At 35.3% G+C, this 15,639-nt stretch carries 14 protein-coding genes; 1 reads left to right on the forward strand and 13 read right to left on the reverse strand.

All coding sequences use genetic code 11. The features are described from left to right. Positions 1-100: 100 nt before the first annotated feature. Together IEV09_RS06520 and IEV09_RS06525 are read right to left on the reverse strand one after the other, a co-directional pair. Positions 101-1,390: a coiled-coil domain-containing protein gene (locus IEV09_RS06520; RefSeq protein WP_188367477.1), complete on the reverse strand. Its 1,290-nt coding sequence runs from the start codon at positions 1,388-1,390 to the stop codon at positions 101-103. Positions 1,391-1,407: 17 nt separating this feature from the next. Further along, complete coding sequence (locus tag IEV09_RS06525; RefSeq protein WP_188367478.1) at positions 1,408-1,923, reverse strand: hypothetical protein; 516 nt, start codon at positions 1,921-1,923, stop codon at positions 1,408-1,410. Positions 1,924-2,229: 306 nt separating this feature from the next. On the opposite strand from IEV09_RS06525, the gene IEV09_RS06530 reads away from it, so the two are divergent. After that, positions 2,230-2,514, forward strand: coding sequence for a hypothetical protein (locus IEV09_RS06530; protein WP_188367479.1), 285 nt, complete (start codon positions 2,230-2,232; stop codon positions 2,512-2,514). A gap of 73 nt (positions 2,515-2,587) precedes the next feature. Here IEV09_RS06530 and IEV09_RS06535 read toward each other — a convergent pair whose 3' ends face one another. The 11 genes from IEV09_RS06535 to IEV09_RS06585 form a co-directional block, all read right to left on the reverse strand. Continuing rightward, entirely contained in the window at positions 2,588-3,592 is a 1,005-nt protein-coding gene (locus tag IEV09_RS06535) for an alpha-ketoacid dehydrogenase subunit beta (RefSeq protein WP_188367480.1), read from the reverse strand. Continuing rightward, positions 3,585-4,571 carry a thiamine pyrophosphate-dependent dehydrogenase E1 component subunit alpha gene (locus IEV09_RS06540; protein ID WP_188367481.1) on the reverse strand — a complete coding sequence of 329 codons (987 nt, stop codon included), beginning with the start codon at positions 4,569-4,571 and terminating at the stop codon, positions 3,585-3,587. The genes IEV09_RS06535 and IEV09_RS06540 overlap by 8 nt, the downstream gene beginning before the upstream one ends. Positions 4,572-4,590: 19 nt before the next feature. Beyond that, positions 4,591-5,412 carry a MetQ/NlpA family ABC transporter substrate-binding protein gene (locus IEV09_RS06545; protein ID WP_188367482.1) on the reverse strand — a complete coding sequence of 274 codons (822 nt, stop codon included), beginning with the start codon at positions 5,410-5,412 and terminating at the stop codon, positions 4,591-4,593. 315 nt (positions 5,413-5,727) lie between these two features. Then, entirely contained in the window at positions 5,728-6,582 is an 855-nt protein-coding gene (locus IEV09_RS06550) for a MetQ/NlpA family ABC transporter substrate-binding protein (RefSeq protein WP_188367483.1), read from the reverse strand. 570 nt (positions 6,583-7,152) lie between these two features. Continuing rightward, complete coding sequence (locus tag IEV09_RS06555) at positions 7,153-7,800, reverse strand: hypothetical protein (protein ID WP_188367484.1); 648 nt, start codon at positions 7,798-7,800, stop codon at positions 7,153-7,155. Then, on the reverse strand, positions 7,790-7,966 hold the full coding sequence (locus IEV09_RS06560; RefSeq protein WP_188367485.1) for a hypothetical protein: 177 nt from the start codon (positions 7,964-7,966) through the stop codon (positions 7,790-7,792). Before IEV09_RS06560 ends, IEV09_RS06555 begins: the two co-directional genes overlap by 11 nt. A 442-nt stretch (positions 7,967-8,408) precedes the next feature. Next, positions 8,409-10,997: an amidohydrolase family protein gene (locus IEV09_RS06565; protein WP_188367486.1), complete on the reverse strand. Its 2,589-nt coding sequence runs from the start codon at positions 10,995-10,997 to the stop codon at positions 8,409-8,411. An 8-nt stretch (positions 10,998-11,005) separates the two neighbouring features. Further along, positions 11,006-13,390, reverse strand: a complete 2,385-nt coding sequence (locus IEV09_RS06570) for a hypothetical protein (RefSeq protein ID WP_188367487.1) — start codon at positions 13,388-13,390, stop codon at positions 11,006-11,008. A 30-nt stretch (positions 13,391-13,420) separates the two neighbouring features. Continuing rightward, positions 13,421-13,645, reverse strand: a complete 225-nt coding sequence (locus IEV09_RS06575) for a hypothetical protein (RefSeq protein ID WP_188367488.1) — start codon at positions 13,643-13,645, stop codon at positions 13,421-13,423. A gap of 156 nt (positions 13,646-13,801) precedes the next feature. Further along, a complete protein-coding gene (locus IEV09_RS06580) occupies positions 13,802-14,590 on the reverse strand; it encodes a formate/nitrite transporter family protein (protein WP_188367489.1) in 789 nt (262 codons plus the stop codon). A gap of 266 nt (positions 14,591-14,856) precedes the next feature. After that, positions 14,857-15,570, reverse strand: coding sequence for a zinc-ribbon domain-containing protein (locus IEV09_RS06585; protein WP_188367490.1), 714 nt, complete (start codon positions 15,568-15,570; stop codon positions 14,857-14,859). Between the last annotated feature and the right edge of the window lie 69 nt (positions 15,571-15,639).

The raw sequence follows: 15,639 nt of genomic DNA on the forward strand, positions 1-15,639 counted from the left end.
TAAGAGAATGCGTAATCTAAAATATTAGTTTTTGTTTTTAACACTGTCTACTTGACAGGGAGCACTTCATTCTTCTTCTAGAAGTACTGTTTTTTTGTTTTTATTGTTTCGCCCAACCGTTTCCTCGACCTGGACGATAATTTCCGGCTTCCGCATCGCTTATTAATGAGAAGTTTCCTGGAATTTTAACTTGCCCATAGGTTAGTCCACTATCGACTTTCAAATATCTATAACCTGCTGGTGCTTGATACCAGTCACCCGATTGTGTAGCAGCAGGTGGTGCAGCATTATTTCGTGCAGCTTCTTCTGCTGCAGCTTGTTCGGCAATTCGTGCGTCTGCTTGGCGTTTGGCCTCGGCTTTTTCTCCGGCGATTCGTTTGGCTTCCGCTTCTTGGCGTGTTTTTTCAATACGCTCTTCGCTTTTTGCAGCATACGTTTCATAGTGCTCCGTTAAGTCTGTCGTATGTTTTTGAAGATCACCTGGTTGATAGGCAACCAGCGTCAGGGCATCGCTAATTTTCTGATTGCTAGCGGTTAACGTTTCTTTTTCTTCTTTTGTAAGGTCGCCTTTTTCAAGTAAATTACTCGTTAACTTACTAATTTTTTCAGCGAGTTCTTGATGCGCTTTAAAATCTTTCTCACTAGCGACTTGGCGTTTTTCAATTGCGGTAACCAATTGATCTGATGTCTTTTGACGTTTTTGCAATAGCCCTAAATCATTGGCTTGTTCGAAATATTTCGCATTTTCTTTTCGATCAGCTGTTAACTCTTTGACTTCGTTTGCAGTGATGTATTTTTTCTTCGCTAAGGTTTCAGATGACCTGTTGGTTTCTTTCAGTTGCTCAACCAAAGTCATCATGTCTACTTGATTGTCAGCTAAGGATTGGCTCAACTGTTTGATTTGTCTTGCTGTCAATCGAATCGGTTCCACGACTGAGCTGTCTTTTAGTTCCGCGATTTCATCGGATAAGTCAGCAACGAACTGTTGGTCGTCCGCTAAAACAAAGGACTCTTGGCTCTTCGTCTCTAGTTTATCTAAAGCTTTTACAAGTTGTTTATATTCTTTATTAGCCACTTTTGCTTCTTCTAGAAGGAGATTTTCTTGTGCTGTTTTTAAACTCTCTTGTCCAGATTGATGTAAATTACGCAATGTACGGCGGTTCTTTTTATCTTTCGCCTGATCAAAAGTCAGTAACTCTTGCTCTAACTGTTTGCTATCCTCAGTCGTTATAAATTCTGAAGCCAAAACTTCTTGTACTTGATTGGCTTGTTGCGCTTGTTGTTGATGAATTTCTTGATACGCATTGGCATCCGCCCGAGTGGCAAACATGCCGGCTGTTGAAAACGCTAAAATAATCCCTAAGAGCTCACGTCTTAATTTAAATTTCATGATGCATCCTTCCCTTCTTAAACAATGTCATTTTTGCGATTCGCAATTGAATCACGATACCATTGCAACGAAATTTCCATATTTTCTTCGTGGGGAGCATCAATCGCTAAGTAGTCATAATAGTTGTGTACTTCTTTAACTATCGCTTTTAAGTCCTCGGTCGCTTTTTCATCGTTATGAATCGCTCCGTCATGTAAACGTGCAATTAACTCTGCTGACTCCTGACCAAAGTAATGGGTCAACTGATAATCGATAAAGAAAATCAGGTCCTTATTTTCAAATACTTCCGGTTCGTGTTCTTCCAGAAACAATACGAGTTTGTCATAGTTTCGACTCTCAACTCGTGTCCGTATGGCATAATAAATTGCTCCCGCCATCGCCAACGCATAAATAATTAGCGGTGAAACACGAATTAAATCCAATCTCACAACCCCTGTTGCTAATACAAGTAATAACAATGAAACGATAACAACTTTTTTCTCATAACTTTTATGTTTTTGATACAACGACAAAACATAATGATACTCACTCAACAAAAACTCCCCCAATTCATTATTTTACTCATCTATCATAGCCTTTATCTGACCATTTAACAATGCCTTTAAAACACAAAAAAATAACAATAAAAAAGAGCCTGATTTGCGTGCTCATTGCAAATCAGATTCATTTTCTTTGTCTCTAATCGAGAGATGGTTGATTGGGGAACTCCTAACACTTCAGAAAACTGTGCTTGTATATAGCATAAGCCTGTCGTGATCACAGCGATAATCCAATCACCTCTTGTACTCCCACTTCAAATAAGCGATACTGGAATAAAAGAAAGAGAAGAGGTGTCGCCTTTGTTTTGGATGATTGTCATTCCCTTTGTTCTAATTACGATGACACTCGCAATGCTCGTGCATTCGATTTTAGAAAAATACTACGCTTTGCTTTTTACGGATAAAACAGACTATACTTTCAAATGCTCGGCTTGTCAGACGGAATACCAGTTGTCCGGTGATGAAGTCAAAAAGCATATCCACCCAAAATGGCTCTTTTTGACAAAGAAAAAAAAGTATCGCTTTACGTGTCCAAACTGCCAGACGAAAGCTATACAAGAAAAAAGGCAAACGACCTACCATTAAAAAAACCGAAAATAAGACGATCGCTAATGGCGGTTGGGCTTATTTTCGGGTTATTTTTTAGGTTCGACACGAACTAAATTTCTAGCACGGCTTCTTTTTTATAGACGCTTTTTAAAATGGTGGAAATGATTTCTTGTTCATCGGGAAAGACAAAACTTTCCATTGCTGGACTAAAAGGAACCGGAACAAACTTGGCTCCCACTCTTAGGACCGGCGCTTCTAAATACTCCCACAAGTTTTCGACGACACGGGCAGCAATTTCACCGCCAACACCACCGATCTTGATCGCTTCATGAACGATAATTAAGCGACCCGTTTTCTTCACGGACTGATAAATGGTTTCGGTATCAATCGGAACGATACTTCTTAGATCAATCACTTCCACTCGAATCCCGTATTTCGCTTTGACGTATTCAGCAACTTTCAAGACTTTGGTGAGCATCAAGGAGTAGGAGACAATCGTCACGTCGCTTCCTGTTTGTACGACTTCCGCTTTGTCTAACGGTGTATAAATCTCACCTTCGGGCACTTCTCCTGTGACAGGAAATAATCCTTTGTGTTCAAAATAAATCACCGGATTCGGATCTTGAATCGCGGCTTTCAATAAACCTTTGCCATTGGCTGGTGTCGATGGAATCACGACGCGAATCCCAGGAATCCCCATGAATAAAGCTTCTAATGATTGAGAATGCTGAGCAGCTCCGTGTTTCATCAAGCCATCCGGTGCCCGTAAAACGAGTGGTAACTCGGCTTGACCGCCAAACATATAGCGTGCTTTGGCCATCTGGTTTAAGATTTCATCCATCGTAATGCCAATGAAGTCGGCAAAATGTAAATCAATCACTGGCTTTGCGCCTGCTAAGGCAGCCCCGACACCGGCACCGACTAATGCCGTTTCCGAAATCGGTGTATCTCGCACGCGTTCGCCAAATTCTTCCTTTAAATTGGAAAACTGACCAAAGATTCCGCCTTGTTTGACAATATCTTCACCGAAAACAAAGACTTCTTGATCGGCGCGCATTTCTTCAATCATCGCTTCTCTTGTTGCTTCTGAAAAGGTTAAAATTCGTTTACTCATTGACTGCTACCTCCCCTACAAATAAGTCTTCTAGTGCCTCTTCTGGTTCTGGAAACGGGCTGTTTTCAGCAAAAGCAATTGCGGCTTGCAACTCGAGTTCTAATTGCCATTCCACCTCGGATAATTCCCTTTCAGTTACAAGCTTTGCCGTTATTATCTTCTCTCTAAAACGGGTAATTGGATTGTTGTTGTCGTATTGTTCTTGGACTTCTTCTTTCGTTCGATACAATTGTGGATCGGCTAAAAAATGCCCTTCAATCCGATAGGTTAAACATTCTAAAATACTTGGTCCTTCACCGTTTCTAGCACGTGCAATCAATTCGGCTGACGTCTTTTTGACTAACTCAACGTCATTTCCATCAATCGTCACACCGGGAATCCCATAGCCTTCTGCTCGTTTAGCCAATTGCGGAATTGAGCCGGTTTCACTAAAGCGTGTGGTTGATGCCCAGCCATTGTTCTCACAAACAAAGATAACCGGTAATTGCCAACTGGCCGCTAAATTGACCGCTTCGTGGAATGTCCCACGATTACTCGAACCATCGCCAAAGAAACAAACCGCAACCTCTTTGCCTCCTCTGAGCTTGACCGCTAACGCCGCGCCAGTTGCAATGTTAAAACCACCACCAACGACCCCGTTTGCCCCTAACATTCCGACACTAAAATCAGCCAGATGCATCGAGCCACCCTTGCCTTTACAATAACCTGTTTTTTTACCGTAAAGTTCAGCTAGCGAACGATCGAGTCGTGCCCCTTTCGCTAGTGTATGACCGTGTCCACGATGGGTACTTGTCACATAATCAGCCTTAGTTAAATGACTGCAGACACCCACAGCAATCGCTTCTTCTCCAATATACAAATGGGTCGGTCCAACAATACTCGTGCCACTTTTTTCTTTGACGGTTTCTTCAAAACGACGAATACGTAACATTTCATAATACAAAGTTAACGCTTCTTCTTTTCCAATTTGCTGACTCATTTTTATTCCCCATCCCTTTCTACCATAAAGGCAATACTGATCCTTTATACAACTGATCGATTAATGCTTTCGATGCGTCACTGCGATACGCATCAACAATTTTTTGATAAACGGCATTTTCTTTATTTTCTTCTCTGGTCACAATAATATTGTAATACGGCTTCGAGTCTTCATTAACCGGCTCAATAAAAATCGCGTCTTCTTTCGGAACAAATCCGGCATCTAGCGCCATAAAGACGTTGATAACACTTGCGCCAACATCGGGTAATGAGCGCGCCGTTTGAGCCGCCTCTAATTCGACAATCTTCAACTCTTTCGGATTTTCAACAATGTCACTGATTGTTGGATTTCTACCTTCATCATATTCCAATTGAATGAGTCCCGCAGATTGTAATAACAATAAACCTCGCGCCCCGTTAACCGGATCGTTGGCAATCGCGACTTCGGATTGATCGGCGATTGCTTCTAACGAGTCATATTTATCGGAATACAAGCCAATCGGATTCAATACGGTCTCGCCAATCGCCACGAGATGCCCCTCGTTCGTTGCATTGAATTCATCCATCAGTATGTATCCTTGAAAAGCATTCAAATCAATATCGCCTTTTTCTAACGCTTCATTCGGTTGCGTATAATCCGAAAACTTCACCAATTCAATTTCAATTTTTTCCTGTTTTAATTGCTCGATGATCGGTTCCCAAACTTCATTGCTATCTCCAACAACACCTAGTTTCACTTTCGTTGTCTCTTGACTCCCTGCTTGTGCCGAACCACAGCCAGCAACCACTCCGACTGTCACGCCTAAAACCAATGTCAATAACCCTTTTCCTAATTTCCCCATTTGAACACCCCTTTTTTATATACAAAAAGTCCTCCCCAGATTGATGTCTGAGAAGGACGAATTGACTCGTGTGACCACCTTCATTTTGTCCTTGTTTCACAACAAAGACACTCTGCGCGTATCCATAAAAAGAATACAACCATGCGCTAACGGGCAGACCCGTCAACTGCTTACGAATCCCGCTCACAGTTGAATGCTAAAAAGACCATCTTCCAAAGGCTTTTCTTTACCCTTTTTCACCAAACGGGGCTCTCTTGTCAAAGAAATATTCTTCGTACTCTTCTTTTTATTGCATTAATTATTTCGTATAACAAACTAGAAGACTGGTATAACTGCTCCTTGATACGTATCATTAATAAAGTTTCTCGTCTCGTCTGAACGAAGCGCCGTGATAAAGGCTTGAATCGCGGCATCATCTTGTTTAGATGCTTCAACCGCTACAATGCTAGCATACTTCTCAGCCGCCTTTGAATCTGCCGTTTCGGTTAACAAAGCATCCTCTTGCACATTCAAGCCAGCATCCAATACAAAGTTGGCGTTAATCACAGCCAAATCGACATCTGCTAATGAGCGCACAACTTGAGAAGCTTCCAATTCAACAATTTTCAACTGTTTTGGATTGTCTAAAATATCATTGACCGTCGCTGTTATGTCCACGCCTTCTTTCAACGTGATCAGTCCCGCTTCTTGTAATAAAAGCAATGCCCGTCCACCATTCGTTAAATCGTTTGGAATCGCTACTTCTGCGCCTTCTGGTAATTTATCGAGTGAATCGACTTTCCCAGGATAAATACCTAACGGCAAGAAATAGAATTTCGTTTCACCAGCCACGACTAAATCCGTCGCATGTTCAGCATTAAAGTTGATTAAATACGGTTCGTGCTGATACAAGTTCACATCCAAATCGCCTTCCGCTAACGCTTTATTCGGCAAAACAAAATCTTCAAAGACTTTGATTTCTAATTCATACCCTTCTTCACTAAGACGTTCTTTGACGTTTTCTAATATTTCTAAATGCGGCGTGACACCCAATCCAACGCGAATAACTTGTTTTTCTTCTGCTGTAACCGTTTCTTTTTCAATTGTCTTGCTACTGCTACATGCAGCGGTACCTAATAACAAACTCCCTAAAATACCTAACCAAATCCAATGCTTCACTCTTCTCTTCATTTTTCCTTAATCTCCCTTGTTATAAAATTATTGCTCTTCAATCCAACCATTGATTCCTGCCACTATGACTGAAACAACACAAAAAAACCCCTCCAGAAATATTCTGGAAGGACGAATGATTCGCGTTACCACCTTCATTTATTCTTTATCTCACAATAAAGAAACTCAAACAGTACACTCGAAAGTAAACTGCGGTGCTTTAACGGGCACACCCGTCACCTGCTCACTCACCAAGCTCACAGCTGAATGCAAAAAAGACCATCTTCGAAGCAATCTTCTGTACCCTTTTCCACCAAACAGGGCTCTCTTGTTAAAGAATCATGACTTGTACTCTTCTTTTTATCGCATCAATCATTGAATTTTCCTAATTATAGCTATCGATTTAATCAAAGTCAAATGATAACCTCATCTAAATTTAATTTTATATTCAAGAGGTATTTGAAATTTATTCAATGAACCAAACAATTAATAAATGCATCCTTTTGTCATTAAACAAAAAATTCGTAACATGCTTATTTAAATGGTACAAAAAAAGAAGATATTTCTATCCTCTCTATTTTAAATTTTCATTCACTTATAATCTTCATCAATAGTCATTATCATTGGTTGTAATTTTTCTTTATCTCTTGAATATATCATTTCTCCAAATTTTTTAAATCCAAAACTCATATACCAATCCATTATTTTTTCACAAGCAACACTATCAAGAAAAATTAATTTACCACCTATAGAATATCGAATATCTTCAATAACTCTGAGCGCCTCCAACAGAATAGCATCACCTGAAAATTCAGTTTTAAAGCGATCATTCTTAGCCACATGAGAAATAAGATAGGCTGGCGCAAAATTTATATTAGCGGGTGCTTTACCGGAAAAGATTAACTCTTTTTTTATTGGATTTTCAACAGCACTGATATCCAAATCTTTCAATGATATTGTAAAGAAACCATACAAATCTTCCCAGTTTTCATCCTTGTAAATTAAATATGTTCTAGTTTCATGTCGCATTTCTTTATTGATTGCGTCTTCTTTTAAAAACTTTACCATTGATAAGTTATTTCCACACAAAAAAGAAGGCTCTACAAAATTAGAAAATTGATCTCTTATACTCTTTCTAAGATTCTTTTTCCCTATTTCTGGAGTTCCTTCTTTGATAATACTAGCCAAGTTTCCAATTATTTCGCTCAATTGAACGACTTCATACTTATTAACTCTCATTGTTTGATGCACTCATCCAGCTTGGAATTGTTTTAGATTTTTTTCTTTTCGATGCTACAACATCTCTAACCAGGCGATTATACTTTTCGGTTGGTTTCGCTGACATCGCTATTTTTGCATCTTCGTTCGTTAATTTAACTTCTCTTTCTAGTGAAATAGTTGCCATTATATCAACCTCCTTTGCGTAACTTATTACTCAACTTGACTAAGTATCTACGCAATAAGTGTATCATATCTAAAAAATTTCTACAATTATTAATTTAGGACATGTATAATCTACTTCACGTATGACAATATCTTGAGTATTACAATCAATAAATCCGTCTTGACTGAGACAAAGCAAAAAAATCCCTCCAGAAAAATTCTGGAAGGACGAATGGTTCGTGTTCACATCTTCGTTTATTCCTTATCTCACAATAAGGAGACTCAAACAGTATACTTAAAATAAATTATTCGTTTTAATCAACAGTCTTCACCAAATTTTCACACAGCAAACTCACAAACGATAAACTCGTTTATTTTATATTCAATGAATGATTGAAACTAGCTTACTATACTAAAACTCTACTACTAAATACATTTAAACACATTTATATTTTCGCTTGTAACTAAAGATTTTTGCCAATAAAAGAGTGTACATTCGATGCAATAGCCAACTCTTCTATATATCTGTTAACACCTTGCCTTGAATAGCCTTCTCTCATTAAAGCAGCTGCAATCATTGAATATTCATTGGTAAGATTTGTTTGGAAAATACTACTATCATCGGTATTAATCGAAATAGGTAGATTCACTTGATCGTTATCATCAGATAAACCGTATGAATTAAGTTTTAACGCAGGTAATTTAATGTATTGGTCAATATATGAGATCTTTTTATTAGATGTGGGATTGGCTTCAATAAAAATGCCCATTCGCAATATTTTTTGCTTCAAAATTTCTTGCGAACGGGTAACACACTCGATATAAATATCCGTTACTTTTGTATTAAATGGACTATTTAGAACCTTATTAAATTCCTCGTCAAACGTAAATCTAAGATAAAGAAATCTTGCTTTCTTGTTTAAAAAAGCATGTTTATGGTAAAAATGCTGATTATTTAGTTGATAAGTGTACTCTTTTATCAAATGATCATATGAAAAATGTGTCATTTCAAAAACTTTTCGATGAATTTCTGGAGAATCTCCCCTTAAAAAATACGAATCGTAATAGTCTTCAAATGTTGGGATATAGTCACCACCAAAAGATGAATCAAATAACAGATGCTTGTACTGTTCAAACTCACTACGTAGGTATGGTAAATAGTTCTTATCTGCACTGCTATCAGAGTGTGTAAACATAGAATACAACCAGATAATATCATCGATATAATCACCTACACTACACATAATCTTACTTCTTTTGGTGCTAAAGTAATCTGGTGCACTCATTCCCAAAGCTAAAGCATGACCCAATCGATCATTTTCTCGATAAGCACAGTAACTCAAAACTTCATCAATCGCTCTAACGCCATTAGCTAATGTTGGAAACTCTTCTCCTACATGATATGTTGCATATAGGTCTTGCTGAATCGATTTATCATACCTCATTTTTCTAAAAATACACGCATAGATATTTGGTCGGTTATCAAATTCATAATTTGCTGTATCGATTCCAACAATTCTATTTTTATAAATATTTTCCTCATCTGGCTCTCTCTCAATTACTCTTAGTGTATCAAGTAGTCTTTCGCTCAAGCTCTCTAATTGTTCTCTTTTATCAATATTATTATCCACAATTGAACCTCTATTCTTGAACTTAATAAAGTGGATAATGACCCCATAGTTTATTTTTAATAGTAAGGGATTTGATAATTCTATCTTTGCGCGTTCAAATTCTTCTTCATTCATCTTATGAAGTGTTTCTAGAAAATCTAAGTACTCTGAAACCTCTTCTTCTGGACCTACCCTAAACTCGATATTTTTTATTACACCTTCACGATAATATTTATGAAATGCACTGCGCATAATATCTTGATTCGCTTGTCGTTCTTTGACAAATATTTTTTTATTATCTTCTTTTTCCTTAAACTTTGCAAATCCCATTCCTAAATTATCTTGTAGAAATTGAAATTTTAAATCTGTCATTCCACAAATATACATATTTAATAGAAATGTTAAAAAAACGGTTCGTTCATTATTCTTATTTGCAATCATAGCAAATAGATCTTTTAAAAAATTTATTTCAATAAATGAATACTTTGACGTATCTTGTTTAAATAGGATAGATGGTTCTACTAAAAATCTTTCCAGATCACTGATTACTTGGGTAGCTAGCATCCTAGGCACTGGCCTTTCTTCATCATCTAACAGTTTTTCTTCGATAGTCAATGTTTGAAGTGTTACTTCTACATCCTCACTGTTTAAAACTTGAAGAATAGCAGTTTCAGAATACTTTGAATTTCCTGCCCGTATGCTTTCTAAAATAATTCGTAAAACCTTTATTTTAATAAGATATTGGATTAAATTTTTTTCATCCCCATTATTTCTAATATGATTTTTATCTTTTGCAATATCTTCAAAAATACCATCACTACTGATAAAATCTTTATATAAATGATAATCAAATAATGGGCTACTTAAAAATGAATGCCAGTTAATATCGGTGACATATCCTGATGCTTTTAGATGCATATGATTTTCCGATATTTTGTTTCTTTCAAAAATATCATGGAGATAGTGATTGTTATGGGAAATAACGCTGCTTGTATGTTTTTTCTCTATCGGCATATTTAATTCTACTAACTTTGCAGCAACAAATAATTTCATATCAACTTTGTTAATAAATCCATCCCATTCAAGTAACTCTTCAAAATTAATAAAAAAATTATTTAAGTTGCGATGAATCATCTTTTTCCCGACATAAAAAATTAAATAAATAGCATTTGTTGAATTATACTCTTTTTTAAGCAGGTCCGTTAACTCTTCTAGTAACATTTCAATATCATCTACATGGTAGTTGTTAGGATATAATTTAAAATAACTTCTTTTTACTCTATGACGAAAAATATCATTTGATAATTCAAAGCTACTAAAATTGAAATTCGCTAGTCCTTCTTGATAGTAACGAAAATGTTCTAGCATATTCATCTCTTTATAAATTATTCGTATAATTCGATCAACGTCTCGATAAAAAACTCTCTCATTGTCTATTCTCATCGTCTTTTCTACCTTCTACTAGAGTTCAAAACTTCAATCATTTTTCTATCACCATCAGTAATTTTTCTCTTATTTGATTTCTCACATAATTCCTCTAACCTTTGAGGATTGATTGCTTTATCCTTAGGCCATTTTGCATAGACTTTTTTATAATTTCGAATAAAATTCTTATACTTTTCCGGCTTTAATTTATTCCCTGATTCGTATTCCACTATAAAATTATCCATTTCTGTTTCAAACTCTATATTTTTAATCTTTTTCATTTTATTGAGATAAGACCAAAAATGACTTTCAAATAACGATACATATTCTATTGAAGATGTACTATCCAAACTTGAAAATAATGGTCGGATCATCTTTTCTCTCATTGCTTTCTCTTCATAAAGAGAGAGATCATTTTTAAATATTTTATCAATTCTTGTTATTGCATATTCAATTAATTCAATACTATCCTTAGTATTATTAGTAAAATAATTTTTACGAGTAAAGAAATCTAGATCAAACATAGAATAAAACAGATAATGATGTTTTGTTCTCTCTTCTCGTAACATTTTAGAAAAAGTTGATAAAATATATTTAGTATCTGTTAAACACGAATAAGGATCCCCAAAATAACTATTTTTTTCTACAAAAAAATCTTTGTTATACATATCCCTATACTTTAAATAATAATAGGGTTCATTAAAATCAAGGTGGTGATTTTCAAATTTCCTAATAAGACTGGAAACGGGGTGGTTACTATACAATAAACTTCTAATGACCGAGTATTGCTCTTCAGATGTGAAATGTGCACTATTTAAGCCTGGATTATCAGGCATTTTCAAAATCAATTCTATTACACCAGATTGTAAACTTTCATTATACCAAAATTCATCTGGCATTATTTTCCCTTTAACTAATGCCAGATAATTAGGCAGTAATATTTTCGAGATATTATGCTTTAATGAATCAGAAGTATCAGTAACTGTCTCAAAAGTATTTGTAATCATATAATCATAATCCAGCTTAATTCTTTTTTCAATCGATAATTCCATAGACTTAGTTAAAGTTAATAGCATTTCAATTGAATAAATCATTTTTAAAGCATAAATAAAGTATCTAATTTGTTCGCTATTATTAAAGCATTTCTTGTAAATGTGGATGCACGTAAAAACATCACCTAAAGCGACATTATAACTTTCTTTTTTTATAATTGAATCTGCTTGATTTTCTAAAACAGTTGATTGCCAATTTTTGTTATCTAACTCATTTACCTTTTCCATCAATTTCTTACAAATATAGCTATTTCGACCGTTGTATTCTGTACCTAACCATTCATCTATAACGCTAAATTCGCTAGATGGTAAATAATCTCTATATTTAGAAATCGAAAAATATTTATATGTTTTTACGTTTTTTCGTAATTTATGGATACTTCCTAATTTGTTTTTTTCTAAATGAATACCTTCATCATTTACAGATTGTTGATAAGGTTCCATCCCATGAAGTAAGGCTAAATACTCTAACGATGTCCGTAGTGTTTTAGGGAATGTAAAAATAGTATTCTCTGACTCCTCCATCGGGTTAACTTGCAATCTCGTTTGTCTCATCATTTCTTGTTGAATAAAATCATTCAACGTTTGATTTTCTGTGAAACAAGTTATATCTTCTTTACTAGTACCATTAATAAATGGTTTTAATATTTCGTAAATCTGCGTTTTATGACTAATCTGTAAGTATACTCGTTGTGTTCTTGAAAGACCTTTTTCGATAAAACTTACCGCTTGTTTTCTTAATTCTTCGATACTAATGATTTTAGTATCTATAAGTTGTTTATTCTCACTAACCAATGTATCAATTACTGAGTTATTTAATTGCTCTTCACGATATGCAGTAAAGAGCATTAGTTCTTTTTGATACTGCAAAAATTGAAACATATCTTGTAATGTTTCAAAAACATGTTTGTTAGGAACTAAATCTAAATCATCTACTAATAGTGCAATATGTGTATAGTTTACATCATGTTTTCTATTTATTAATAGTATAAAATTTTTCATTAATTGAGATATTTTCGTTCTGAAATTGTTCTGATTTTGAATTGTTTGCAATGCTTCAACAGCAGATTTTTTTTCTAAAACAATACTTTCTTTCACACGCATATCTTTCAGTGTATTTACGATTTCTCGGATTAATTTATTAAAATTTTCCAATACCATGAAATCATCATCTGTATTCGAATATGCTGAAGAAGGATTATGCGTTTGTTTCTCGACTTCTGATTTTAAAGTAGCTACAAAAAATTCAATCATACGAACTCTACTATTAAAAATAGTCGGATCAATTTTGGGAAGCACATAGATATTTCCTGAGTTTTTATCTCTAGTATATCCTGGGTCGGAAATGATTTTTTTCAAAGTAGAAATAAACGAACTCTTCCCTGAACCTCATTCACCAATAATACTAAAAATATTATTTATTGATTGTGAATTGGTATTTTCTTTATGTTCAATATAAGTATTTACCCAAGATGTTGTCTTTTTCATAGAATGTCTATATAGATACCCGGCACCTGATTCTAACTTTTGAATTGTATCTATTTCTTCGCTAATATATTCCTTACTCGCTTTTCCAAAATCAATGTCAATGTCCTGAAAATATTTAATCGTCATTTTAAACCCTCCGTTATATTAATATCATTTGAATTATACTATATAATTCAAATGATATGACAATAATTGATAAAAACACTTTTTAATTTCATTTTTTCTATTGACTAATAAAAAGCTGCATAGATTAGTATCCATGCAGCTTTCTATTCATATCTTTTATTTTACTAATCGTGCTCTTTCACGCATCCCCACTTTAAATGCTAAGAAATAAAATCCTGCCAAAATAACACCACCACCGACTAGATTTCCTAGCCAGACAAAGGTTAAGTTACTCGCAAATTCAGCCCAAGTCACACCACCCGCCAGGACGCCTGCCATCACTAAAAACATGTTGGCAACAACGTGCTGGTAACCGGCAATCACGAAACCTGCGACTGGTAAAAAAGTACCCACAATTTTACCAATAAAATCTTTCGACGCCATATTCATATAAACACCCGTACAAACTAAGATGTTACAAGCAATACCAGATAAAAATGCTTGAAGTGGCGCATCAACCGTTCTTCCTTGAGCAACGGCGATTGTACGATCTAAAAACGCACCGTCTAATGTTTTGGAATAATAGCCAAAGAAAATGGCAACGGCAATCGCACCGACAAAATTAAAAATAGTCACTAAGACCATGTTTCGCAGCCATTGTTTGAAGCGAATCTCTTTCGCATAAAGAGCCATTGTCACGACAAACATATTACCAGTAACTAATTCACCGCCAACAAGTAGCAAACAAATTAAACCAAAAGGAAACATTAAAGCTCCGATTAAATTAGTCAACGTCCCCCAAGCAGCCGGCATCGTCCCCATCGTACGAATCATCGCCACACCAGCTAAAGCAATAAAGACCCCTGCCATGATTCCTAACGTAGCGGTCGTTAAGAAACTATATTCTGCTTTTGCTTTCCCTCTTTTAATTGCCTCGTCGACGAGTTCCTTCGGTGATAATGACATTTATCTGACACTTCCTTTTCTTTTTACGAACAATAAATAGATTGGTTTCTACATTTTATATATAACATTGTTACTCTTTTCACTATTATATTACCACATTATTTATATAAATAAAATACTTTTTGTGAAATAAAAAACATGAATACCCCATTAATATAAGGTTATCCATGTTTTCAATGTAAACATTCAATTGTTCTGTCATTTTATTTTAAAAAAATTCTGGAATCAAAGAAGGTTATGCTCATTAATTATCAAATTTTTCGAACTTATGATTTACGTGTCAATACTACCCGTTCATCATAATTCCCCATCTTCATTTCTATGTAGTCATCTGATTGCTTCAAGAATTGGAAGCCTCCATTTAGATCTTCTTCGTAATCAAATAAGAAGAAATCATCCAACTCAATTAAGCTTAACGTTTGGATATCTTTACTCGTAAATTCCAAGTTTAAATCAGATCCATCAAGTGTCATCGTATCAAGAAATTTACTGACTTGATCGACTTCTGTGTTCGATACCTCCATGTAATGAATTTCTTCTTTAATTTCTTCTAATAGCTCGTTGAATTCGACTTCGCTATCAAAAACGTTCTTGACGGTAACTGCAAAATCAGCTTTTTGTAAAGGTAGCGTGTATATGCCTTGAGAATTCTTAGTTAATGGTCCACTAATAGTAATCAAAGCAAAGTCAGATTCATTCGCTGTTAGTGTCGCCTTTTTACCGGATATTGTCACTTCTAACTCATCGTAATACCAAGTCCCTTGCAGTGGTGTTTTATTCATCAACCAAATAATACCGCCGATTGCTAAGAGTGCTACAATTACAAATCCGATCATCTTTTTGTTTAATTTTTGAAGAAGATGTTGTGGTTGCTCAACTTGCAGATTGACCGTATCACCTTCAACTTTCGTCCCACATTTTGTACAGAACTTACTAATTTCTGCCAGCTCTGTCTGACAATTGTGACATGTATTCCCCATTATTATCCCTACTGTTCTTTATTAATATTTCTTTCTTACATCGTTTTTCTACGAGTCTCATTTGTACAG

This window comes from Enterococcus alcedinis, assembly GCF_014635985.1.
Taxonomy (GTDB): Bacteria; Bacillota; Bacilli; order Lactobacillales; family Enterococcaceae; genus Enterococcus_I; species Enterococcus_I alcedinis.